Origin of the sequence: Cohnella candidum (assembly GCF_003713065.1) — a bacterium.
Taxonomy (GTDB): domain Bacteria; phylum Bacillota; class Bacilli; order Paenibacillales; family Paenibacillaceae; genus Cohnella; species Cohnella candidum.
This window is the reverse complement of record NZ_CP033433.1, coordinates 3462901-3485086: the sequence shown is the minus strand read 5'-3', so window position 1 is coordinate 3485086 and position 22186 is coordinate 3462901. Positions and strand designations below refer to the sequence as shown.

Here is a 22186-nt window from a genome sequence, read left to right as displayed (position 1 = left end):
AATTAAAGGGCCGCACAATGGAGGAACGGAACGATGATTAACATCCGCAACGTATCGAAAGTATTCCCGATGGAGTCCGGCGATTTCGCCGCGCTGAGGAACAACGAAATCCACATCCGCAAAGGTGAATTCGTCGCGATCATGGGTCCGAGCGGCTCCGGCAAGAGCACGCTCCTGCAACTGATCGGAGGGCTGGATCTGCCGACCTCGGGCGACGTGGTCGTGGACGGCGTGAAGCTGAACGCGTTGAACGAGAAGGAGAGGACGCTGTTCCGCAGAACGAAGGTCGGCTTCGTGTTCCAGAACTACCAGCTGCTGCCGATGATGACGGCCTCCGAGAACATTGCCTTGTCGCTCGCGGCGAACAAAACGCCGAAAGAGGAAATCCGGAAGACCGTGCAGCGCCTCCTCAAAGAGGTCAACCTCGAGGGCAAAGGCGACCAATTCCCTTCGCAGCTGTCCGGCGGCCAGCAGCAGCGCGTGGCGATCGCCAGGGCGCTGGCGATGAAGCCGGGCCTCATCCTGGCGGATGAGCCGACCGGCAACCTGGACGGCCAGAACGGCCGCGATATTCTGCAGCTTCTCTCCAGGCTCAGCAGGGAAGAGCAAATGACGATCGTTATGGTGACGCACGACCGTCAGGCTGCAAAGGCGGCGGACCGCATCATCGTGATCCGGGACGGCGAAGTGGCGCAAGACGGGCTGGAAGGCGGGGAAGCGGTATGAATCCTTGGCAAATCGCCTGGCGCAACCTGAAGCGCAGAAAGCTTCGGACCTTCCTGACCATGCTGTCGATCGTCATCGGCGTCGCTTCGACTTTCGCGGTCATCTCTTCCGTCGAAACCGCGAAGAAGACGTTCCCCCTGTATCTCCAGCAGGCTTTCGGCAAAGCGGATTTCCAGATCAGCGGGACCGATGCTTACTTCCCGGAGGAAACGTTCCGCTCGTTCGAACAAATAAACGGTACGGCGTCCGTGTCGGCCTTAAAGCAGAATACGAAGCTGCTCCTCGACAAAGAAGGCGTATCCGCGATCCAAAAACGCGTCGACCTGACCGGCTATAGCCGGCTCGATACCGCGCTCACCGGTTTCAAAGTCGTCGAAGGGAGTTTGACCCAGGGCGGCGCCGTCATCACGGACCGTACGGCAGGCGTTTGGAAAGCCCGCGTCGGCGACACGATCTCCTTCGACACGGATAAAGGAGTCCGCGAAATCCGGATCTCCGCCATCGTCAAATATACGGTGGAGCTGATGGGGCCGAGCAGCTGGATGATGGCCAAATACCACCCCTGGTCGGTTGCCGTGCCGCTGCCCGTTCTGCAGGATTGGTTCGGGTTGTCAGGCAAAATCCAGGGCATCCAGGTCAAAGCCTTGCCGGGAACGGACAAAGCCGCGCTCGAAGGGCAGCTCGACAAGCTCGTCAAAGGTTACGGCAACGTCTACATGCAGCCCATCCTGATCGATTACGATTCGCTCGACGAGGCGGATACGTTTTTCATCGCCCTGTATTTGGCCGGCTTCCTCGGCATCGCGCTCAGCGCGTTCATTATCTTCAATTCCATGTACGTGGGTATCAAAGAGCGTAAAAACGAATTCGCAGCGCTTAAGACAATCGGTTACACGCCGGAACAATTGCGGTCGTTCGTCCTGCTCGAGGTCGTGCTGCTTTCCGTCATCGGTACCGCATTTGGTCTGCTCTTCGGTTATGGACTGGCGCACTTGCTGAAAATGCTCATTTTCCTGGTGTTCGGCGCGGACGACGAGGGGGGCATGTCCCTGGGCCAAGGATTCGCGATTTCCGTATGCGCCGGGCTGCTCATGCCTGTCGCGGCTGCCTTGTACCCGATCCGGCAAGCGGGAAAGATCAGCGTCATCGAGGCGTTCAAGGAGACCCGGACTGCGCCGAAGTCCCGAGGGAAGTGGTGGGGTATTCTCGGGGTTCTGCTGATCGCGTCCGCCTTTTTCATCAACCATTTGCTGCTCGTCGCGCCGCTCATGCTGGGCATCGTGCTCGTCTTCCCCTATTTGTTCAGGGGCGCCGTGATCTTGCTAAGACCGGTGTACCGCAAGCTGTTCGGCTTCAGCGGACAAATCGCCGCCAGCAACCTGAACCGGAACCGGACCCGCTCGGCCATGACTTCCATCATTCTGTGCATGGGCATCGCCATGATCGTGCTGATGAGCTCGCTCAATTCCGCGCTGGTCCAATCGTTCGAACGCGTCATTTATTCTTCCTACGGAGGCAACCTGGACATCCATCTGCACCACATCGAGAAAACCGACTTGGAGCAGCTGAAGCAGGTGGAAGGGGTGGCGGACGCCCAGACGTACCCGACTTATTCCGCCATCTGGAACTTGGACGGATCGAAACGCAAGCTTCCCGTATACGGGATCGGCGCCGAGTGGATCGACCGCTTCCCGCTGTTCTCGGTTTCGGATCGGACGCCGGGCGAACTCGTTCGGGGCTTGAAGAAGGATGAAATCGTCCTCGATAAAATGGCATTCAAAGCTTGGGGCGGCGAAATCGGCGGGGCGATCGAGCTTGCCACCCTTCAAGGTACGCAGTCTTTCCGCGTAGTCGACGTCGTGGAGTCGATGAAAAACGGCGGTTACGGCGCTTTCCTCCCGACCGATCGATTCAAGGAAGCATTTGGGCTCAAATACGAGAGGAACGCTTTGATCCTGAAGGACGAGAACGCCTCGCCGGTGCAGCTAAGGGAAAACATTTTCGATCGGTTCGGCGGCCGGATCGAAGAAATGTTCGGGCCGGAAGACTGGGTATCGGTCATGAGCGCAACTTACACGGGCTCGTTCGCCATTATCGATTTCCTGGTCATCCTTTCGATCCTGATATCGGGCATCGGCATTGCCAACACGCTGCTGATCAACATCATGGAGCGGGTTCGCGAGCTCGGCATGATGCGCGCGGTCGGCGTGACGAGGCGCCAGGTGAACCGGATGGTCCTGCTGGAGGGACTCGGCATGGGAACGGCAGCGACCGTGATCGGCTGCGCGTTCGGGATCACGCTCGTCTACCTAACTTCGACTTTCATGGAAATCCGTTCTTTGACGTACCGATTCGGGGTTCCCTGGACGATTATCGCGATCATCTCCTTGTTCGGCCTCGCCGTCAGCTTGATCGCAAGCTTCGCTCCCGCTTCGCGAGCTTCGAAAACCCGTTTAAGCGAGGCGCTGCGCTATGAGTAAACGAAGCCTGTTTGCGCTAGGTTTGTTGGCCATGTTGCTGCTGTCGGGGTGCGGCTCGAAATCATCGTGGGAAAATGAAGAGGTATCCGAGGTCAGCCACAGGCTCATGGAAGACGACGTTAAAGCGGAATGGACGATTGACGGCAACGGAGACGACGGAACCAAACGGATTCGCGTCGTCATCGCGGCCAAAGACGGCGGGACGATCGATGATTTCGACGTGAACCACGAGAAACTGCTGCACCTCATGGTCGTCAGCAAGGATTTATCCTATTTCCGTCACATCCATCCCGAGTATTTGGGGAACGGCGTATTCGAGATCGAAAACCGCTTCCCGTTCGGCGGCGAGTACCGGTTGATCGCCGATTTCAAACCGACCGACGGCGATGCCATGAACAAGATGGCTTGGGTTACGGTCGACGGTAAGACCGCGAAGGCGGTCCCCGTCACGCCGGATCAGCGCCTGGACCGAACCGTGGACGGACTGCGAGTCAGTCTCACGATCAATCCTCCGGCATCCGGCAAGGATGTGACACTGCGGTACGCGATCACCGACGCGGCGACGGGGAAGGCCGTAACCGATCTGGAGCCTTATTTGGGAGCGATCGGGCACGTGGTGGTCTTGACGGAGGATGGGGAGCGGTACTTGCATGTTCATGCCGAAGAAGGCCAGGGTACGGGGCCGGTTGCCGTATTCGAAACCCGGTTTCCCGCCCCTGGAATCTATAAGATTTGGGCTCAGTTCCAGAGGAACGGCGAGGTGGTGACGGTTCCTTTCGTGACGCGCATTTCCTGAACGTTGGCAACATTTATGGCATGAACCGGCCCGGAAAACCTGCTAGACTTGTAGACATTCCAAGCCGAAGTCCGCTATCGGACACGGGGGACCCAAGAATGGGGTGAAGCCGCATGCAGCATGTGCGGCCGGGGCTACTCTTTGACCCGAACCCGTCAGCTAACCTCGCAGGCACGACAAAGGGAGGAATCTGCAAGTGAAAGGTTTGAAAGGTTGGAAGAAGTGGCTTTCCGTTGGTGCGTTGACGGCAGCGATCGCGATTCCGGGTGCGGCATCCGCGGCAACTCCGAATTACGCAACCGTCCAGTATAAAGTATTCTACGTGACCTCCGGCGACTACGCCGATTTCACTAAGCTCCTTCAGCAATATTTCCAAGGGTTCGCAGGTTATGCGCAACCGGTCGTGACGAATCCCGTGACGACGAAGCCGGTGACGCAGCCGACCGCGACTCCCGTAACGAAGCCGGTAACGACGGCGCCCGTGACGAAACCGGTCGCGAAGCCCGTATCGAAACCGGTCACGAAACCGACGACGAGCACAACGACGACGACCGCTTCCAGCTACGCGTCCCAAGTCGTTTCCTTGGTCAACCAGGAACGTGCCAAGGCAGGCCTGAAGCCGCTCGCTTCCAACGCGAAGCTGACGCAAATGGCGCTGGTGAAAGCCAAAGACATGAAAAACAACAACTACTTCGACCATAACTCGCCGACCTACGGCTCCCCGTTCGACATGATGAAATCGTTCGGCATCGCGTACCGCTACGCCGGCGAGAACATCGCGATGGGGCAGCGCACGCCGCAGGAAGTCATGACGGCATGGATGAACAGCCCGGGCCATAAGGCGAACATCCTGGGCGCGAACTACACCTCCATCGGCGTTGCTTATTACAACGGCGAATGGGTCCAGGAGTTCACAGGCTAAAATCGATAACGACACGAGCCTTTGCCTTTCGCGATCACGCGGAGGCAAAGGCTTTTTTTATTTTATGGTATTAATTTCCCATATGCCTATGGTATTTTATAGCTAAGAGAATGCAGTAGACTAAAAATTCGACGACACCGTGGAGCATGCTCATGACCTATTTATATATCTTCTATTTTTTCCTGCCATTCCTCTTCCTGTTCTATACGGGAATCGAAGTACTCCATCGGGACCCCCGCAACAAGCTTCATCGCGTGACCATGGAATTCATGCTGTCATGCAGCTTGCTTTATTTAGGCGACTTTTTCGGCCACATGCTTCCGCTGGAGCAATCGGACTTCGGCCTGCGCCTTAAGCTGATCGGCGGTTTCTTCACGATGTCGGTCGGCATGTATTTCTTCCAGATCCTCAATAAATTCTCGCTGCGTTCCGTCTTGTTCCACGTCGTCGCATTGTTTCCGCTCGTATGCATCGTGCCGCTCATTCTAAACATGCCCGCGTTCCGTTTTGAATATTTGGCCGGCCCCTATTTCCGTACGGAGCATTATAACGAAGCTTACAGGTGGGTCATTTACTCCGTGGCCGCCATCGCGATGGCGGGTTTCGTTTCCCAAATCGTCCGCGCTTTCAATCAATACCGCACCAAGGAAATCAGCGTCCTGGAACGCAAAAGAATCCGTTTGATCCTGGGGGGCGGTCTCGCGTGCGTCGTCTGGGTCGTCGTTTCAGAAGCGGTCTTCAAACCGCTGCTGCCAGACGTTCCATGGGTCCCTTACTCCGCGCTGGATTCGTTCGCCGTTCTCATTTTCGCGCTTTTCATCCGTCATGCGATGGTTAACTACGAGTTTCTGTCCACAGCCGACCTCCGCTACAAAATTCTGTTCAATTTAACTTCGCAAGGCATCTTCCTGCTCGACGACCATGGAAGATTGGTGGAGATGAACCCTGCGGCAGTCGCGATGACGGGATTTTCGCCGAATGAGACTTGTTGGAAAGGAATGCTCCTGGCGGATGTGGTTACGCTAGAAGATACAAGCCAGTACGAGTTGTTCAGCCACGCGATCCGCAACCGAATTCCGCTGCACCTTGTTTCCCGAATCCGCAACCGGCGCGGGGAAGCTTACGTCGTCGAGTCCGACATGGTGCATATGGAAGTGGAAGGACGCTACTGGAGATACCTCACGAATACGGACATTACCCTGCAGACGGAAAACGAGCGGAAGCTGAGACAACTCGCGTACCATGACTCCTTGACGGGTTTGCTGAACCGCCGGAGCTTCATGGAGATTCTGACGGACAAAATCGCGGAATGGCCGGCGCAAGGCCAAGGGTTTGCCGTATATTTGATCGACTTGGACCACTTCAAATGGGTGAACGATACGCTTGGCCATGCGGCGGGGGATGAATTGCTCCAGGTTCTGTCGCAACGTTTGAAGGAGATCGCTCCCGGACGCTCCCATGCGGCTCGGATGGGGGGCGACGAGTTTGTCCTCCTTCTCGAAGGTGCAGAGGGGGTTCGCGACGTGACGGACGTCGCCGATCGGCTGACATCTGAACTCAATAAGCCTGTCCGGCTTTCGGATCAAGATTACGAGATGACCGCCAGCGTCGGCATCCGGATCGTCGCAGGTGAAGAGAATGCCGAGCTGGAAACGATTCTTAAAGATGCGGACCGCGCCATGTACGAAGCCAAACAAGCGGGGCGCAATCGATACCGAGTATTCGGAACCGCCATGGTGGAAAGTTAGTCAGGTTCGCTTGCGCCGCACTATTGACAGTGTGGCTTTTCTGTATTATCTTTAATTTAAGATAATTAAATTCAAAGTTTAAGGAGGCCGATTCACATGGAATTGAAAGGCATCCACCATTTGTCGGCGATCACGGCCAGCGCTTCGGCGAACTTCGATTTCTATACGAAAATCCTCGGCATGCGGCTGGTGAAGAAGACGGTCAACCAGGACGACACCTCCGTTTATCACCTGTTCTACGGGGACGACAGAGGGAACCCGGGGACGGAGCTCACTTTCTTCGAATTTCCGATGGCCGGCCGGAACCGGCATGGCGGGAACAGCATTTCCTCGACGTCTCTCCGCGTGGCCGGCGACGAAGCCCTGCGCTATTGGAAGCAGCGCTTTGAAGAGTATGGCGTCGAGCATGACGAGATCATCGAGCGGGCCGGTCGCCAGACGCTGGCTTTCCGGGATCCCGAAGATCAGCGCCTGATCCTGGTGTCGGACGAGAACAACCATGGGGTGGCCGGCGGCGTTCCTTGGACGCGCAGCCCGATCCCGGCTGAATATTTCATCCTCGGGCTAGGTCCCGTACAGCTGACCGTTCCCTACGCGGAGCCGACCGTTCAAGTCCTGACCTCGCTTATGGGCTTCCGTCCCAAAGGCAAATATCCTTCGACCGTGGCCGGGCAGCCGGACATTCTGGTATTCGAAACCGGCGAAGGGGGGAGCGGGGCCGAAATTCACGTGGAGGAGAGAACCGACCTTCCGCGCGAGCTGCCGGGCGCCGGCGGAGTCCATCACGTCGCCTTCCGCGTGGAAGACGAGGAAGAGCTTCGCAAGTGGATCGAACGGATCCGTTCGGCCCGATTCCCGAATTCCGGATTCGTCGACCGGTTTTACTTCCGATCGCTGTATTTCCGGGAAGCGAACGGCATTCTGTTCGAGCTGGCGACGGACGGACCGGGCTTCGACACCGACGAGGACATCCGCCATCTGGGTGAGTCGTTGGCGCTGCCCCCGTTCCTCGAGCCTCACCGGCAACGAATCGAAGCGGGATTGAAACCGCTGGATACCGCAAACGAAACGAAGGAGGGCGATCCTTATGATCCATTACTTTGAGCAAGGAACGAACCCTGCGGCGCCGACGCTGCTGCTGCTTCACGGTACGGGGGGCTCCGAGCGCGATCTGGTCGGCGTCGGGAAAATGATCTCCCCCGCCTCGTCTCTGCTTGGCGTTCGGGGCAACGTGTCCGAAAACGGGATGGCGAGGTTTTTTCGGCGCTTGGCCGAAGGGGTTTTCGACGAAGAGGATTTGATTTTCCGCACGCAGGAATTGAACGGCTTCCTCGATGAGGCCGCCGTACAGTACGGCTTGGATCGCGGAAACATCTTGGCGGTCGGGTACTCCAACGGGGCGAATATCGCCGCCAGCCTGCTGTTCCATCTTCAGGATTCGCTCAAGGGAGCCGTGCTGTTCCACCCGATGGTTCCCCGGCGCGGAATTGCGCTGCCTTCCATGGAGGGAGTGCCGGTCTTCATCGGCGCCGGCCGCAACGATCCTCTCTGCGCTCCATCCGAATCGGAGGAGCTGGCGGAGTTGCTGCAAGGGGCCGGAGCCGGCGTAACCCTGCATTGGGAGAACAACGGCCACCAGCTCTCGAGGAGCGAAGTCGAGCAAGCCGCCGCCTGGTTCGGCGACCAATTCTGACGTTGGAACGATTAACGCATGCGCATATGTGAATGTACGGAGCCGACCTGCTTATGCAGGCGGCTTTTTTGCTTAATGTACCTGTAGATGGAATTGGAAAGTTATTGCTCTCGGGCACTAAAACTTCATAAAGCAATAAAATGGACCCTTACTCGGGGACAAAGCAGAAGTTCGTGCCCAAAAGCAATAAAATGGGGGAGGGCGGTTTACCCGTACCATAAGGAAATCAAATGGTTATGATTTACGAATTCAATTTTTAGGCACCCGGAGGCATGTGGTACATTCAAATTACAATACGGGAGGAGCTGACGCGACGTGGAGACGGTTCGCTTGGAACGCGGGGAATTCGGTGAGGCAGCCGTTCCTTCTCACGCTTACTACGGGGTCCGGACGAAGCTTGCGATGGAGCGGTTCAGGGATGCGGGCAGGGATTACAAGCATGATTTACTGATCTCCTTGTCGTCGCTTAAACGGTGCGCGGCACGCGCGGAGGCGGATGCCGGACGTCTCGAACCGCGGCTCGCCTCCCAGCTCGAAAGGTCCGCTCAAGAGATCGTGGAAGGCCGATGGCACGATCAATTCGTGTTCGAGCCGAACCGGTGCGGCTTCGGGGCGCTTCTGTCGCTCAACATGAACGAAGTGCTGGTGAACCGGACGATGGAACTGCTCGGGGAGGACAAAGGCAGCTACCACTTGATCAGTCCCGACTGGCATGCGGAATCGACGCTGCACCCGAACCGCTTTTTTACCGTCGCGTTCCAACTCGCCTCGGCCCGGTACGTGTCCGACATGCTGCGGTGCGCGGATACGCTTCCGGCGCATCTATCCAAAGCGCTCGTTCCCGTACTCAGGCCGCTTTACGAACGCCTATGTCGGATCGACGCCGACCATTTCGATGCCGTCTTCGTCGCGAAGCTGGCTCGGGCGACGAGCCTGCCCCTGCGGACGGAACGAACGCCGGCCCCCTATGCTGAAAGCGTTTACGACGTATCGGCTTCTTCCATGAAAGCTTCCCTATCGGCCATCGAGCCCGCCATTCATCAAATCGATTCCGTCGAGCTGAAGGCCGGCATCATCCAGATTTCGGCGTTCCGGGACATGATTTCCTATATCGCCAAATCGGGATTTTCGGCGCAGGGCATGGAGGAAGTGGCCGCTTACTACGCGTGGCAGTGTTTGGATTCATTTTACAGGGCTTTGATCAAAATAAATCAGATCTACCACTGAGAAATGCGGTAATATGAGGGCGGATGGAAATCGCGAAGAGGAGAGACCGGGATGGACTTCCGCAAGCTCAAAACCTTTCAGGCCGTCGCCGAGAACTTGAACCTGACCAAAGCGGCGGAGCAGCTGGGCTATTCCCAGCCGGCCATTACGCTTCAGCTTCAGGCCCTCGAAAGCGAACTCGGGGTTTCCCTTATAACGAGAGTAGGCAAAAAAACGTACCTCACGGCCTCCGGCAGGGTGGTCAAGTCTTACATCGACCAGGCGTTTTCGATCCTGGACGAGATGGAGCACGAGCTCAAAAAAATGCAGCAGCCGTACGGCCTGCTGACGATCGCGGCACCGGAGCTGTACTGCAACCAGTTCCTGTCGATCGGCATTCACTCCTTCATCGCCGAGAACCCGCAAGTGAAGCTGCAGCTGTTCTCCTGCGACAGCAACGAGGCCATGAAGAAGGTCGCCGCCAACGAGGCGGACCTGGCGATCATCGCCGGGCCTTGCCGGTCCCCTCTGATGGAGTCGCAGCCGCTCGGCAAGGAAGATTTCGTGCTCGTGACGACCAAGGAACTGTTCGAAGAGCATTCCCTGGAGGAGCTTCTGACGAAGTATCCTTTCATTACGTATAAATCGGGCTCCAATCTGCAACTCATGGTCAATGAGTGCCTGGATGACGTCGGTTTCGCCCCAAGCAGCTATATCGAATGCATCAGCGACGAAACGATCAAACGCACCGTCCTTCACCATACGGGCGTGGCGCTGCTCGGCTCCGCGCTGGTGGAGGAAGAGTTGAACAAAGGCACGTTAATCGAGCTGCACCGTTTTCCGGAGCAGATCGAGACCTCGATGGTCGTCCTCAAAAGCAGGGCGGAGGAAAACAACATCCGGACCTTTTCCGGAATCGTGCGGCGGATTTGGGCCAATATGGGTGGAATGGGGGAACGCGCATGATCGCAACGAAGAACCGCAACATATCCTTGATCGGCGTACCGATTCAGCTCGGAGCGGACCGTCCCGGCGTCGAGATGGGTCCAAGCGCGATCCGAAGTTCGAATCTGCAAGCCAAACTGGAGTCTCTCGGGTATCGCGTGAGCGACGTAGGGGACGTCCATGTCAATCGTAACATCGAAGCCTGCGGCCCCGGAGAGAAGCTGAAATATATCGCCGAGATCGCCAGGGTCAATACCGATCTGACGGCACGGGTGTCTCAAGAGATGGCAAAAGGCCAATTGCCGCTCGTCCTGGGCGGCGACCATAGTCTCGCCATCGGGACGATCAAAGGCGTGCTGCAGCACGTGAAGAAGCTCGGCGTGATTTGGTTCGATGCCCATGCGGACGTGAACACGGAAGAGACGACGATGTCCGGCAACATCCACGGGATGTCGCTGGCCGTGCTGCTCGGATACGGCCATCACAGCCTGGTGTCCATCGCCGGGGAGCAGACGAAGGTGGATCCCTCCAAGGTCGTCATTATCGGCGCGCGTTCGGTGGATCCAGGTGAACGGACGTTTCTCCGGGAACAGGGCATCCGGGTATTCACGATGCACGACATCGACCGCTACGGCATGAAGGCGGTCATGGACGAAGCGCTGGAGCGCGTCACGACGGGAACGGACGGCGTCCATCTGAGCCTGGACCTGGACGGGATGGACCCGAGCGCCGCTCCGGGCGTCGGCACGCCGGTTAACGGAGGTCTATCCTATCGGGAGAGCCATTTTGCGATGGAACTGCTCCACGAGAGCGCGAATCTCGTGTCCGCCGAAGTGGTGGAAGTGAATCCGGCGCTCGACGTGAACAATAAAACGGCGCAAACCGCCGTGGAGCTGATCGGCTCCCTGTTCGGGGAAAGCATCATGTAGCGCGCCTTCCGTTCGGCGCGCGAGAAAGGAGTGGATCCGGGATGAACGCGGCCATGGACATCATCGGGCAAACCGTACGCTACGGCGCCCGCAATTACCATCCGCTGCCGATCGTCATCTCGAAAGCGGAAGGCGTTTGGGTGGAGGATCCGTCGGGCAAGAAATACATGGATATGCTCAGCGCCTACTCCGCTTTGAACCACGGACACCGGCATCCGAAAATCATCCAGGCGCTCAAGGACCAGGCGGACCAAGTGACCTTGACTTCGAGGGCGTTCCATAGCGGCAACCTGGGCGTATTTTATGAGAAGCTGGCCGCCTTGACCGGCAAGTCCCGCATCCTTCCGATGAATACGGGCGCCGAAGCGGTGGAGACGGCGATCAAGGCCGTCCGCCGCTGGGCGTACCGGGTGAAGAAGGTGCCCGAGAACCAGGCGGAGATCATCGTGTGCGAGGGGAATTTCCACGGACGCACGATCACGGTCACTTCCTTCTCCTCGGCGGCGGAGTACAGGGACGGGTTCGGCCCGTTCACGCCGGGCTTCCGGATCATTCCGTACGGCGATCTGGAGGCGCTGCGGGCGGCGATGACGCCGAACACCGCCGCGCTGCTGATCGAGCCGATCCAGGGCGAAGCCGGCATCGTCCTTCCGCCGGAAGGGTTCCTGAAAGCCGCTTACGAGCTGTGCCGGGACAACGGTGTGCTCTTCGCGGCCGATGAAATCCAGACCGGTTTCGGCCGAACGGGCATGCCGTTCGCCTGCGACTGGGAAGGCGTGAAGCCCGACCTGTACATCCTCGGGAAAGCGCTCGGGGGAGGCGTCTTTCCGATCTCGGCCGTCGCCGCGGACGACGAAATCCTCGGCGTGTTCGATCCCGGCTCCCACGGCTCGACGTTCGGCGGCAACCCGCTCGGCTGCGCCGTCGCGATCGCCGCGATGGAGGTTTTCGAAGAAGAAGAGCTGGCCGGCCGTTCGGCAGAGCTGGGGGTCTACTTCCTGGGCCGCTTGAAGGCGATCCGCCATCCCGCCATCCGGGAGGTGCGCGGGCGGGGATTGTTCATCGGGCTGGAACTGAACGAGCCGGCGAGGCCTTACTGCGAGAAGCTGATGGAGCTTGGCATCTTGTGCAAGGAAACCCACGAAACGACGATCCGGTTCGCTCCTCCGCTCATCATCACGGAGCAGCAGCTGGATTGGGCCGTCAACCGCATCCAATCGATTTTTCAATCGTCTTCCTACTAAAGGCTTCACGGAGAGGAGAGCCCGTATGGAGAGGACAACGCTTGCGCCTTACGCGAACGAACCGTTTACCGATTTTACTCAGCCCGAGAACCGTGAGGCGATGGAGGCCGCGCTTCGCAAGGTGAAAGGCGAGCTTGGCCGGGACTACCCGCTGTGGATCGGTGCCGACAAAGTCATGACCGACGGCAAGACGGAATCGCTCAATCCCGGGGACATCGGACAGGTGGTCGGCAGGGTCAGCAAGGCGACGAAGGAGCTGGCCGAGAAGGCGCTGGAAGCCGCGCTAGCGGCATTCGAGACGTGGAAGCGGGTCCCGGCGGAAACCCGCGCGGGCTATTTGTTCCGGGCGGCAAGCCTGATGCGGGAACGAAAGCATGAATTTTCGGCCATGATGGTATTCGAGGCGGGCAAAAACTGGGCCGAAGCGGACGCGGACACGGCGGAAGCGATCGACTTCCTGGAGTTCTACGGACGGGAAATGATCCGCCTGAGCGAAGCGAACGAGCACCGGCCGCTCACTCCCGTCGCGGGCGAGCGGAATCGGATCGCTTACATCCCGCTCGGGGTCGGCGTCGTCATTCCTCCATGGAATTTCCCGCTCGCCATCTGTGCCGGCATGACGTCGGCCGCGGTGGTAAGCGGCAATACGGTGCTATTGAAGCCGGCCTCGGTCACTCCGGTCATCGCCCATAAATTCGTGGAGCTGATGGAAGAGGCGGGGCTGCCGCCGGGCGTCATCAACTTCGTGCCGGGCAGCGGCTCGGAGATCGGCGACTACCTGGTCGCCCATCCGAAAACGCGGTTCATCAGCTTTACCGGCTCCAAGGAAGTCGGCCTGCGGATCAACGAGTTGGCGGCCAAAACGGCGGAGGGCCAGATCTGGATCAAACGCGTCATTGCGGAGATGGGCGGCAAGGACGGCATCGTGGTGGATGAAACGGCGGACTTGGAGGCGGCGGCTCAAGCGATCGTCGTTTCCGCATTCGGCTACCAAGGGCAGAAGTGTTCGGCCGGTTCCCGCGCCTTCATCGTGGAGTCGGTTTACGATGAAGTGGTGGAGCGGGTTCGCGAGCTGACCGCGGCATGGGCCGTGGGGCTGCCGGAACTGAACTTCAAAAGCGGACCGGTGGCGGAGCGGAACGCTTACGAGAAAATTCTGCAGTACATCGAGATCGGCAAAGGTGAAGGACGGCTGATCGCGGGCGGCGGCAAAGCGGACGTCGAACCTAACGGCTATTACATCGAGCCGACCGTGTTCGCGGACGTCGACGGCAAAGCCCGCATCATGCAGGAGGAAATTTTCGGACCCGTATTGGCGATCGGCAAGGCACGCGATTATCGCGAAGCCGTCGCCCTGTACAACGATACCGAGTTCGGGCTGACCGGCTCTTTCTTCTCGCGGGATGAAGACCGGATCGCCTACGCGCTCGAGGAAATGCACTGCGGCAACCTGTACATCAACCGCAAATGCACGGGAGCGCTCGTGGGTGCCCATCCTTTCGGCGGCTTCAACATGTCCGGCACCGACTCGAAAGCCGGAGGATACGATTATTTGCTTCTGTTCACGCAAGCCAAAGCGACTTCGAGAAAGTTGTAAAAGGAGGGGCTTCCCATGGCGGCTGCCCGTAAAATTCGATTAATCAAAGTCCCGTTCGCCGTTAGAACCGGCCGCCCGGGCGCCGAGCAGGGAGCGGACAGCATCATGGACGCCGGGCTGGGAAGGATGATCCGCCATCTCGGCCAGGAGCTGGAGGAAGAGAGGCTGACCGGCGCCAACGTGCGGGAGGTCAGCGAGCGGCTGGCAAGCAAAGTGTCGCAAGCGGTCTCCGAAGGCGAGTTTCCGCTCGTCGTGGGAGGAGATAGGAGCATCTCCATCGGCGCGATTGCCGGATTGAACCGTGAGCACGGCAACGTGGGCGTCATCTGGTTCGACGCGCATCCGAGCCTGCTGACGGAGCAAACGAGCTCGACCGGTTACGTGAACGAAATGGCGCTGGCCTCGATCCTCGGCAAGACGGAGATCGATGTTGCGGGCGTGGGCAAGGTTCGCAAGGAAAACCTCGTTCTGATCGGCCTTCGCGAAGTGCAGCCGAGCGAGCGCGAGTGGATTAAGGCGGAAGGCCTCCACTGCTTCACGATGGCGGAAGTCGACCGGATGGGCATCGAAAAAGTCGTGCAGCAAGCGCTCGAAATCGCGGGCCGCGGGACGGACGGCATCCATGTGAGCTTCGACGCGGATTGCCTGGATCCGCTGGAGGCGCCGGGCGTCGTGTCTGCGGTGCCGGGCGGGCTTTATTTCCGCGAAGCGCACTTTGCATGCGAGCTGCTGGCGGATTCGGGCAAGGTGACGTCGATGGACGTCACCGAAGTGAACCCGTTCCTCGATGACCAGCGTAGAACGGCGCGGTTGATCGCGGGCTTGGTGGCTTCGGTGCTGGGTAAAAAGATTTTGTGAGTGTTTGTGATGGAGAGACCGACGATTCCGAATCGAAGGTGATGAATCATGGAGACGATGCTTCGCAACGCCTTCCAGCATCTCGGCAAAAGCCGCACGGCGAACCGGATGGCGCGCAAGTACGGGCTGAAGTTCGGCGCCGGCCGTTTCGTGGCCGGGGAAACGATCGAGCACGCGATCCGGACGGTGCGGCGGCTCAACGGCGAGGGCTTGATGGCGACGCTGGACCATTTGGGAGAGTTCGTCGGGACGGAAGCGGAAGCGGCCCAATCGGCAGACATGTGCATCCGCACGCTGGAGGCGATCGCCGAGTCCGGCGTCGACTCCAATTTGTCGCTGAAGCTGACCTCGCTCGGCCTCGACCTGAACGAAGAAACGTGCCTCCGCAACATGCGCGCCATTTTGGAAACCGCCCGAAAGCACGGGAATTTCGTCCGGATCGACATGGAGGATTTTTCCCACTGCCAGCAGACGCTGGACCTTTACCGCAGGCTAAGGGAAGAATTCGATAACGTCGGGGTCGTCATCCAAGCGTATTTGTACCGCAGCGAACAGGATATCGCGGATTTGGCGGCGTACCGGGCGAACATGCGTCTCGTGAAAGGGGCTTATAAGGAATCCCCCCGCGTGGCCTACCCCGAGAAGAAGCAGGTGGACGACAATTACCGGAAAATCATCCGGCAACAGCTGAACAACGGGAATTACGCGGCCATCGCCACCCACGACGAGTCCGTGGTGGAGGAGATCAAGGGGTATATCTGGGATCGCGGCATCCCGCATGATAAGTTCGAATTCCAGATGCTGTACGGGATCGCGGAGGACCTCCAGCGGAGATTGGTCGGCGAAGGTTACCGCGTCCGCGTTTACGTCCCCTACGGCATCGATTGGTTCGGCTATTTCATGAGGCGCCTGGCGGAACGGCCGGCGAACGTCTGGTTCGTGTTGAAGAATTTGTTCCGGTAACTTGTGCCATGGAGGCCTGAAGGGCTAGGTTGAGCCCTTCGGGCTTTTTTTATTATTGGGCGAAAAACGCTTGAAGGTGACGTAACGTCACCCGATATAATCAAGAAAGCGGCCGCACCGTAGGCAAGGAGAGGAGCTGAGGCGATGGATCGGAAAGATCCCGAACAATGGACGACCGGACAGATCGCGCGCCGAACGGGCATCACGCTCAGAACGCTGCGCTATTACGACCAAATCGGGCTGCTCAAGCCGACCGTTCGCCAGATTAGCTCCGCCCGGCGGTACGGCAAGGAAGATTTGATCCGGCTGCAGAAGATCCAGGCGCTGAAATACATCGGGATGCCACTGGCGGACATCCAAAGGATCATCGACGACCCGTCGCTGCCCGAACGGGATTTGAAGAGCTCCTTCCTGGCGCAGCAGGAGATGATCCGGCATAAAATCAACCACATGCAGTTCGTGTCCCAAGCGATCGAGGAAGCGATCGGCATGCTGGACCGGCAGACGGAAGAGGCGGACTGGGACGGTTTGGCACGCATCATGGAGACGATCCGCCAAGACCGCGACTGGGGGGTGCAATACCGCAATGCGGCCCGGCTGCAGGCGCGAATACGGCTGTACGACCGGTTCGGCGAGAATCCTACGGGCTGGCACCGGTGGTTGTTCGAGCGCCTTCCGCTGAAGGGCGATCTAAAGGTCGCGGACATCGGTTGCGGAGACGGATCTCTGTGGCGGAGAAACGGCGAACGCATTCCGCTCCGGTGGAGCGTCACGCTCGCGGACATCTCCTCCGGCATGCTGGAGGCCGCGCGCCTCAATCTCGGCGACCTCGGCAACCGAATGAAGTTCGTCGCGGCGGACGTCCAGGCCCTGCCGTTCGAAGACGGCGAATTCGACGTCGTCATCGCCGGCCATATGCTGTACCACGTGGGCGATATTCCGCGGGCGATCGCCGAGCTTCGGCGCATCCTGAAGCCGGGAGGAACGCTTTACGCCACCACGATGGGGAAACGCCATCTCCGCGAGATGGAAGAGCTGGCCCGGGAGTTCCAGCCCGACATGCAGGTGCTCGATCCCGTGATGGAACGGTTCCACTTAGAGAACGGGGAAGCGATACTCAAGCCCTGGTTTCCGGTCTGCGAGACGATCCGATACGGGGACGGACTCCGCGTCACGGAAGCCGAACCGCTCATTCAATACATGGCTTCTACGCCGATGAACGCCGGCCAGTATATGACGGGGGAAACACTGGAGCGATTCCGCCAGCATGTCCGGGGGCGGCTGGAACGGGAAGGAAGCATCGACATCACGGCGGACACGGGAGTGTTCCGCGCCGTGAAATCCGAATAAGGGGAATCGACCATGAACCCGAATGTCCGAATGTTGAAAGAAGAAGTGTTGTCCGACAATTGGTACGTGCTGAAGAAGCTGACCTTCGAATATCGCGGAAAAAACGGCACGTGGGAAACGCAATCGAGAGAGGCTTACGATCGAGGCAACGGCGCGGCGATCTTGCTCTATAACCGCGACAAGCAAACGGTCATCCTGACTCGCCAGTTCCGCATGCCGACTTACGTGAACGGGAATGAGACGGGGATGCTCATCGAGGCGTGCGCCGGCCTGCTCGACCGGGACGGCCCCGAGGATTGCATCCGCCGCGAAGCGGAGGAAGAGACGGGATATGCGGTCACCTCCGTACATAAAATCAGGGAGGCGTATATGTCCCCGGGCTCCGTGACGGAGATTCTGCATCTGTTCGTGGCCGAATACGATGCCAAGATGAAGGTCGGACGCGGCGGAGGGCTGGACGAGGAGCAGGAAAACATCGAGGTGCTGGAGCTCACGTTCGCCGAGGCGATTCGGATGGTGGAAACCGGGGAAATCCGGGACGCGAAAACGATCCTGCTGCTCCAACATGCGCAGCTGCACGGCTTGCTTGAGCCGCCCGTGAAGGTTGAACATATACTGGTCGCCGGGCCATACCGGTCGAACACGGGGGACGATCCCGAGCGGATCGCGGCGAACATGAGGGCGATGAACGAAGCGGCATGGCGCATCTACGAAGCGGGACACTTGCCGGTATTGGGGGAGTGGTACGCTTTGCCCTTGATGGAGACCGCGGGGTCCACCCGCATCGGCGACGAAGTGTTCGAGCGCGTCTTCCACCCTTCCGCGATTCGCCTGTTGGAGCATTGCGACGCCGTTCTCCGGATCGGAGGGCCTTCCGCGGGCGCAGACGAAATGGTGCGGACGGCCGAGCGGCTCGGCAAGAAAGTGTACCGCGCGTTCGAAGAGATACCGGAGATCGCTCAGGCATAGGGGAAGCTTTGTCCGCGTCCCGTCCTCCGCCGCCGCAAAATTGTTTTTAAGCCGTTTTTTCACTTTTATTTCCACTCCGGTTCGGAGTATGATAAGGATGTCGGGCCGACGAATTTTCCGGAAAGGAGTTGATCGTTTTGATTCACAACCATGAGGTGGTTTCCGTCTAAGACGGAAACCGCTCTGCAAGGCAAGGGGCCTCGCCGGCCCCTTGTTTTATAGATTCTGTGGATGCCGGGCATCCACGGTTTTTTCGTTTTTTTCATTTGGAGGAGGACGCGGGCCGTTATTTACAAAAACGGAAAAGACGTGCTTCCCCCTGGGCTTTTCGAGGAATTGCAGCGTACCATTCCGGGAGAGCTCATCTATATTCCCAAACCCGCGGAGCAGCGGGCGGGCTGGGGGGAAGTCAGCGGAACGCGGAAGCAGCTCGCCGAGAGGAACGCGGAAATTTGCCGCTTCTACACGGACGGATGGTCGGTCGCGGAATTGGAGCGCAAGTACCATCTGTCGGGCGACAGCATCCGCAGGATCGTCGTGAAATCGAAATAGCGCAAGCCGGACGGGAGCGATCCCGGACCGGCTTTTTTATTTTGGGAACTATTTTCCAAATCGATTTCGTTGTATTGTAGGAGTGTTGGAATCTTCAGCAGGATGGAACTCAAAACTCATTGGTGGAGGTTGTGCGGCCATGGAGATCGTCAATCAAAAGGAGCAGCCTACGGTACGGAATGCCGACGTGAGCGGCGCCAAGTTCGAATGCGTAAATCTCGGCGGGGCGACATTCACGAACGTGAACATGAGCGGAATCCGGATCCGGGACGCCGATCTGTCGGATCTGGAGATTTTCGAGGCGCAGCTGGGCGGCGCGTACATACACGGTATCGGATTGCCGCCGGCGGGTCATCCGGCTTACCGGGAAGATCAAGGGCCCCAGCGGCCGCTTCGCTTCGAAATGTGCGAACTCGCAGGGAGCTCCATCACCTCTTGCGACTTGAGCGATGTACGCATCGAGGGATGCAAAATCGATGGGTTGACGATAGATGGCATCGACGTCGCCGCTCTCATCAAGCAATACAAGTCTGAGCAGCAGCAGGGACAAGCGGAAGCGGAGAGACTGCAGGAGGAAACGCCGACCACCCCTTTCCTGCGTAGGACCGGCTCGAATTTCGTGCCGGTTCGGGACATCGAGAAGGCGCGGGACTGGTATTGCCGGATTCTCGGCATGCCGGTGGAATCGGCGGAAATCATGAACGGACACTTGTGCCCGCTTCCGATGGAAGAGCCCGGTATCATCCTTGATACGATGCCCGGGTGGGGCGGCAAGGAACCCGACGGTCCTCCAACGTTTCAGACGCCTGCATTCATGCTGCTGACCAAGGACATTGAGGCAGCCTATAGGTTCATGAAAGAGCAAGATGTCGAACTCGTCACGGAAATCGAAAACGGCCACTGGTTCGTTTTCCGCGATCCTGACGGCAACTTACTGATGGTGTGCCGTTAGAAATATGGAATGTAAGAGAGGCTCTCATAGATGCCGTACGTTCCCGTAAATGACCTTGAGATGTTCTATGAAAAAATGGGCGTCGGCGAGGCGGTCATTTTTCTGCACAGCGGTTATTCGAGAGGGATTTTGGCGTTCGCCGGCCAGATGCTGGACTTCCAGAAAAGCTTTTCTTGTTTCTTTCCGGATTTCAGGGGTCACGGACGGACCCGATGCGAGAGCTTGGAATGGAGCACGCCCCGGCTTGCGGATGATATCACTTTATTTATGGATCGCCTGAACATCCCGAAAGCGCATCTGATCGGTTACAGTTTAGGGGCGAACGTAGGGTTGTATATGGCCGTGAACCGGCCGGACAGAGTGGCGACTTTGACGACGATCGGCACCGGCGGCTTCCGCGATCCATCCGGCGTTGAAGAGTTCGAACCGGAGTGGCTGCTTAGGAATGGGAAAAAGGATACGATCGAACAGATGATCGAGAGACATGAAGAGGCCCACCGGGGGGACTGGCAGACGTTCATGCGGCAAAGCGCGCTCGACTGGCGGTTATATCCGCAGCTAACGGAAAAGCAGATCGCGGAAATTCGCTGCCCATGCTTGTTCATCGCAGGGGAACATGACCCTTTCGCGGATAAACGAAGGTTAGAGCGTCTGAGTTCGCTTGTTCGAGGCTCGCGTTCCTTCGTCGTCCCCGGAGGCAGTCATAAGCCCCACATGGTGAGGGAGAATCCGATAATCGTGAACGACGAGATACTGGCTTTTCTCAGATCCCATCCGATTCGCGAACAAGGAGAAGGTAATGATGAGCGGTGACAGTCGAGTTTACGAATTCGATGCGGTTATTCGGCGCGAAGACGATATCGATGCCGCATTCGTGGAATTTCCCTACGATGTGGAAAAAGAATTCGGCACCAAGGGACAAGTGAAAGTGTCCGTGCGGTTCGATTCGGCGGTGTACCGAGGTTCGCTCGCGCAAATGGGCATGCCGAAGCACTGTATCGGACTGACGAAAGCGATCCGTACCGCCATCGGCAAACAGCCGGGAGACACGGTGCATGTGGTGCTGAAGCGGGATGAGGAGCCGAGGGTCGTCGAGGTTCCCGAAGAGCTGTCGCGGCTTCTGGAACGCCACCCGGAAGCGAAGCGCGCGTTCGCGGAGCTTTCGTACACAAATCGCAAAGAATACGCGGTCTGGATCCGCGGCGCCAAGAAGAAGGAAACGCGGGAGGCCAGGCTGGGCAAAACGATCGACATGCTGCTTAACGGCGTGAAACATCCATGACGTTAAGCGGCATAAAAAGGTTAGGCATGAGACAAGCTAGTTTCCAAGCTTGAAAAGACAAGAGACTGTCCCGCGAAGGAACAGTCTCTTGGTTCGCGTTAACGCATGCCGTTTCCGGCTAAAACTCTGCCCCCGGTGAAACCGGTGGCATTCGCGCCTCCGCCAGCCGTCGTACCGCGCACGACCGTGGCTTTCTTCAGCACATACCGCAGATCCTTGGCCAAAGCGTCGGACTTCGTGGTGATCGAAGAGCCGGTGAGGTTCCGCTTTAAACGGTGAAGCGCGGCTACGGCTTTGGAATCGGTCACGCGAAGCACGCGGAACTGCTGACCGAAAGCTTGAGCATGCGTGCTTCTTGTGAGGGAAGTGCCGTCGGTTCCGGTACCGCCTGTGGTTCCCAGCATCGTATTCCGGGATTTCGGGCCAACGATCATCAGGTTCCCGAACAACAGCGTATCCGGGTCATGCAGGCTGAATCCGCCGGTGGCGCTGAGGCTGCCGAAGGTCCCTCCGCTCGAAGTGCCCGTGTAGGATCCGGTACCCGTTGCGGTGTTACCGCCGAAACCGGAAGTGCTCGTGCCGCCATAAGTGCCGTTGAAACCTGAAGTACCCGTTCCGCCGTACGTGCCCATACCCGTAGTGCCCGTTCCGTTATAAGTGCCGCCGAAACCGGAAGTGCCCAAAGGGGAAATGCCCGTTCCGCCGTAGGTTCCGCCGATACCGGAATTACCGATACTGGAAGTGCTCATGCCCGTAGAGCCCGTTCCGCCGTAGGTTCCGCCATTCAACATCCCGCCGCGGTTGTTTAAGCCATGATAAGCATGGGTTCCGATCAGATTGCCGCGGTTCGTGCTGCGGGTCCCTACGTCATTGTTGTTTCCGCAACCGGCGAAAAGCACGGCAGACAGACCGATGGTGCAGGCCAACGTTAAGGAGCGGTAGTTCAAGGCATAAAACCCCTTTTGCGCATAGTA

General features: G+C 58.4%; 21 protein-coding genes and 1 riboswitch. Of the genes, 20 read left to right on the top strand and 1 reads right to left on the bottom strand.

Annotation, left to right across the window (positions count from 1 at the left end; translation table 11 throughout):
* The first annotated feature begins 33 nt into the window (after positions 1 to 33).
* The 20 genes from EAV92_RS15910 (at position 34) to EAV92_RS15815 (ending at position 21212) form a co-directional block, all read left to right on the top strand.
* Positions 34 to 726 carry an ABC transporter ATP-binding protein gene (locus tag EAV92_RS15910; protein ID WP_123042015.1) on the top strand — a complete coding sequence of 231 codons (693 nt, stop codon included), beginning with the start codon at positions 34 to 36 and terminating at the stop codon, positions 724 to 726.
* On the top strand, positions 723 to 3206 hold the full coding sequence (locus tag EAV92_RS15905) for an FtsX-like permease family protein (protein ID WP_123042014.1): 2484 nt from the start codon (positions 723 to 725) through the stop codon (positions 3204 to 3206). Before EAV92_RS15910 ends, EAV92_RS15905 begins: the two co-directional genes overlap by 4 nt.
* On the top strand, positions 3199 to 4002 hold the full coding sequence (locus tag EAV92_RS15900; RefSeq protein ID WP_123042013.1) for a hypothetical protein: 804 nt from the start codon (positions 3199 to 3201) through the stop codon (positions 4000 to 4002). The genes EAV92_RS15905 and EAV92_RS15900 overlap by 8 nt, the downstream gene beginning before the upstream one ends.
* A gap of 52 nt (positions 4003 to 4054) precedes the next feature.
* A riboswitch (cyclic di-AMP (ydaO/yuaA leader) is annotated at positions 4055 to 4191 on the top strand.
* Between the two features lie 7 nt (positions 4192 to 4198).
* Entirely contained in the window at positions 4199 to 4924 is a 726-nt protein-coding gene (locus EAV92_RS15895) for a CAP domain-containing protein (RefSeq protein WP_420888783.1), read from the top strand.
* 152 nt (positions 4925 to 5076) lie between these two features.
* Positions 5077 to 6672, top strand: a complete 1596-nt coding sequence (locus EAV92_RS15890; protein WP_164472805.1) for a sensor domain-containing diguanylate cyclase — start codon at positions 5077 to 5079, stop codon at positions 6670 to 6672.
* Positions 6673 to 6768: 96 nt separating this feature from the next.
* Positions 6769 to 7776, top strand: coding sequence for a ring-cleaving dioxygenase (locus EAV92_RS15885; RefSeq protein WP_123042011.1), 1008 nt, complete (start codon positions 6769 to 6771; stop codon positions 7774 to 7776).
* Positions 7760 to 8365 (top strand): alpha/beta hydrolase, encoded by a 606-nt coding sequence (locus EAV92_RS15880; RefSeq protein ID WP_123042010.1) that lies wholly within the window; start codon positions 7760 to 7762, stop codon positions 8363 to 8365. Before EAV92_RS15885 ends, EAV92_RS15880 begins: the two co-directional genes overlap by 17 nt.
* A 315-nt stretch (positions 8366 to 8680) precedes the next feature.
* Entirely contained in the window at positions 8681 to 9592 is a 912-nt protein-coding gene (locus EAV92_RS15875; RefSeq protein WP_123042009.1) for a lyase family protein, read from the top strand.
* Between the two features lie 51 nt (positions 9593 to 9643).
* Positions 9644 to 10537 (top strand): LysR family transcriptional regulator, encoded by an 894-nt coding sequence (locus EAV92_RS15870; RefSeq protein ID WP_123042008.1) that lies wholly within the window; start codon positions 9644 to 9646, stop codon positions 10535 to 10537.
* Positions 10534 to 11445, top strand: a complete 912-nt coding sequence (rocF, locus tag EAV92_RS15865) for an arginase (RefSeq protein ID WP_123042007.1) — start codon at positions 10534 to 10536, stop codon at positions 11443 to 11445. The genes EAV92_RS15870 and rocF overlap by 4 nt, the downstream gene beginning before the upstream one ends.
* Positions 11446 to 11486: 41 nt before the next feature.
* Complete coding sequence (locus EAV92_RS15860; protein ID WP_123042006.1) at positions 11487 to 12689, top strand: ornithine--oxo-acid transaminase; 1203 nt, start codon at positions 11487 to 11489, stop codon at positions 12687 to 12689.
* Positions 12690 to 12714: 25 nt separating this feature from the next.
* Positions 12715 to 14286 carry an L-glutamate gamma-semialdehyde dehydrogenase gene (gene pruA / locus EAV92_RS15855; protein ID WP_123042005.1) on the top strand — a complete coding sequence of 524 codons (1572 nt, stop codon included), beginning with the start codon at positions 12715 to 12717 and terminating at the stop codon, positions 14284 to 14286.
* Between the two features lie 15 nt (positions 14287 to 14301).
* On the top strand, positions 14302 to 15144 hold the full coding sequence (locus EAV92_RS15850) for an arginase (protein WP_123042004.1): 843 nt from the start codon (positions 14302 to 14304) through the stop codon (positions 15142 to 15144).
* A 48-nt stretch (positions 15145 to 15192) separates the two neighbouring features.
* Positions 15193 to 16107, top strand: coding sequence for a proline dehydrogenase family protein (locus EAV92_RS15845; RefSeq protein ID WP_123042003.1), 915 nt, complete (start codon positions 15193 to 15195; stop codon positions 16105 to 16107).
* A 144-nt stretch (positions 16108 to 16251) separates the two neighbouring features.
* Positions 16252 to 17457: a MerR family transcriptional regulator gene (locus tag EAV92_RS15840; protein ID WP_123042002.1), complete on the top strand. Its 1206-nt coding sequence runs from the start codon at positions 16252 to 16254 to the stop codon at positions 17455 to 17457.
* A gap of 12 nt (positions 17458 to 17469) precedes the next feature.
* Complete coding sequence (nudK, locus tag EAV92_RS15835; RefSeq protein WP_123042001.1) at positions 17470 to 18426, top strand: GDP-mannose pyrophosphatase NudK; 957 nt, start codon at positions 17470 to 17472, stop codon at positions 18424 to 18426.
* A 231-nt stretch (positions 18427 to 18657) separates the two neighbouring features.
* On the top strand, positions 18658 to 18978 hold the full coding sequence (locus tag EAV92_RS15830; RefSeq protein WP_123042000.1) for a CD3324 family protein: 321 nt from the start codon (positions 18658 to 18660) through the stop codon (positions 18976 to 18978).
* Positions 18979 to 19117: 139 nt separating this feature from the next.
* Positions 19118 to 19930, top strand: coding sequence for a VOC family protein (locus tag EAV92_RS25135; protein ID WP_123041999.1), 813 nt, complete (start codon positions 19118 to 19120; stop codon positions 19928 to 19930).
* A 30-nt stretch (positions 19931 to 19960) separates the two neighbouring features.
* Entirely contained in the window at positions 19961 to 20743 is a 783-nt protein-coding gene (locus tag EAV92_RS15820) for an alpha/beta fold hydrolase (RefSeq protein WP_123041998.1), read from the top strand.
* On the top strand, positions 20733 to 21212 hold the full coding sequence (locus EAV92_RS15815) for a YdeI/OmpD-associated family protein (protein ID WP_123041997.1): 480 nt from the start codon (positions 20733 to 20735) through the stop codon (positions 21210 to 21212). Before EAV92_RS15820 ends, EAV92_RS15815 begins: the two co-directional genes overlap by 11 nt.
* Before the next feature lie 98 nt (positions 21213 to 21310).
* Here the strand turns inward: EAV92_RS15815 and EAV92_RS15810 are convergent, their stop codons facing one another.
* On the bottom strand, positions 21311 to 22159 hold the full coding sequence (locus tag EAV92_RS15810) for a hypothetical protein (protein ID WP_123041996.1): 849 nt from the start codon (positions 22157 to 22159) through the stop codon (positions 21311 to 21313).
* Positions 22160 to 22186: the final 27 nt, after the last annotated feature.

Coding starts and splice junctions, on each gene's coding strand:
- EAV92_RS15815 (WP_123041997.1), top strand. CDS start 20,733: ATGAGCGGTGACAGTCGAGTTTACGAATTCGATGCGGTTATTCGGCGC.
- EAV92_RS25135 (WP_123041999.1), top strand. CDS start 19,118: ATGGAGATCGTCAATCAAAAGGAGCAGCCTACGGTACGGAATGCCGAC.
- rocF (WP_123042007.1), top strand. CDS start 10,534: ATGATCGCAACGAAGAACCGCAACATATCCTTGATCGGCGTACCGATT.
- EAV92_RS15900 (WP_123042013.1), top strand. CDS start 3,199: ATGAGTAAACGAAGCCTGTTTGCGCTAGGTTTGTTGGCCATGTTGCTG.
- EAV92_RS15830 (WP_123042000.1), top strand. CDS start 18,658: ATGCCGGGCATCCACGGTTTTTTCGTTTTTTTCATTTGGAGGAGGACG.
- EAV92_RS15850 (WP_123042004.1), top strand. CDS start 14,302: ATGGCGGCTGCCCGTAAAATTCGATTAATCAAAGTCCCGTTCGCCGTT.
- EAV92_RS15885 (WP_123042011.1), top strand. CDS start 6,769: ATGGAATTGAAAGGCATCCACCATTTGTCGGCGATCACGGCCAGCGCT.
- EAV92_RS15905 (WP_123042014.1), top strand. CDS start 723: ATGAATCCTTGGCAAATCGCCTGGCGCAACCTGAAGCGCAGAAAGCTT.
- EAV92_RS15860 (WP_123042006.1), top strand. CDS start 11,487: ATGAACGCGGCCATGGACATCATCGGGCAAACCGTACGCTACGGCGCC.
- nudK (WP_123042001.1), top strand. CDS start 17,470: ATGAACCCGAATGTCCGAATGTTGAAAGAAGAAGTGTTGTCCGACAAT.
- EAV92_RS15890 (WP_164472805.1), top strand. CDS start 5,077: ATGACCTATTTATATATCTTCTATTTTTTCCTGCCATTCCTCTTCCTG.
- EAV92_RS15840 (WP_123042002.1), top strand. CDS start 16,252: ATGGATCGGAAAGATCCCGAACAATGGACGACCGGACAGATCGCGCGC.
- EAV92_RS15820 (WP_123041998.1), top strand. CDS start 19,961: ATGCCGTACGTTCCCGTAAATGACCTTGAGATGTTCTATGAAAAAATG.
- pruA (WP_123042005.1), top strand. CDS start 12,715: ATGGAGAGGACAACGCTTGCGCCTTACGCGAACGAACCGTTTACCGAT.
- EAV92_RS15880 (WP_123042010.1), top strand. CDS start 7,760: ATGATCCATTACTTTGAGCAAGGAACGAACCCTGCGGCGCCGACGCTG.
- EAV92_RS15845 (WP_123042003.1), top strand. CDS start 15,193: ATGGAGACGATGCTTCGCAACGCCTTCCAGCATCTCGGCAAAAGCCGC.
- EAV92_RS15870 (WP_123042008.1), top strand. CDS start 9,644: ATGGACTTCCGCAAGCTCAAAACCTTTCAGGCCGTCGCCGAGAACTTG.
- EAV92_RS15910 (WP_123042015.1), top strand. CDS start 34: ATGATTAACATCCGCAACGTATCGAAAGTATTCCCGATGGAGTCCGGC.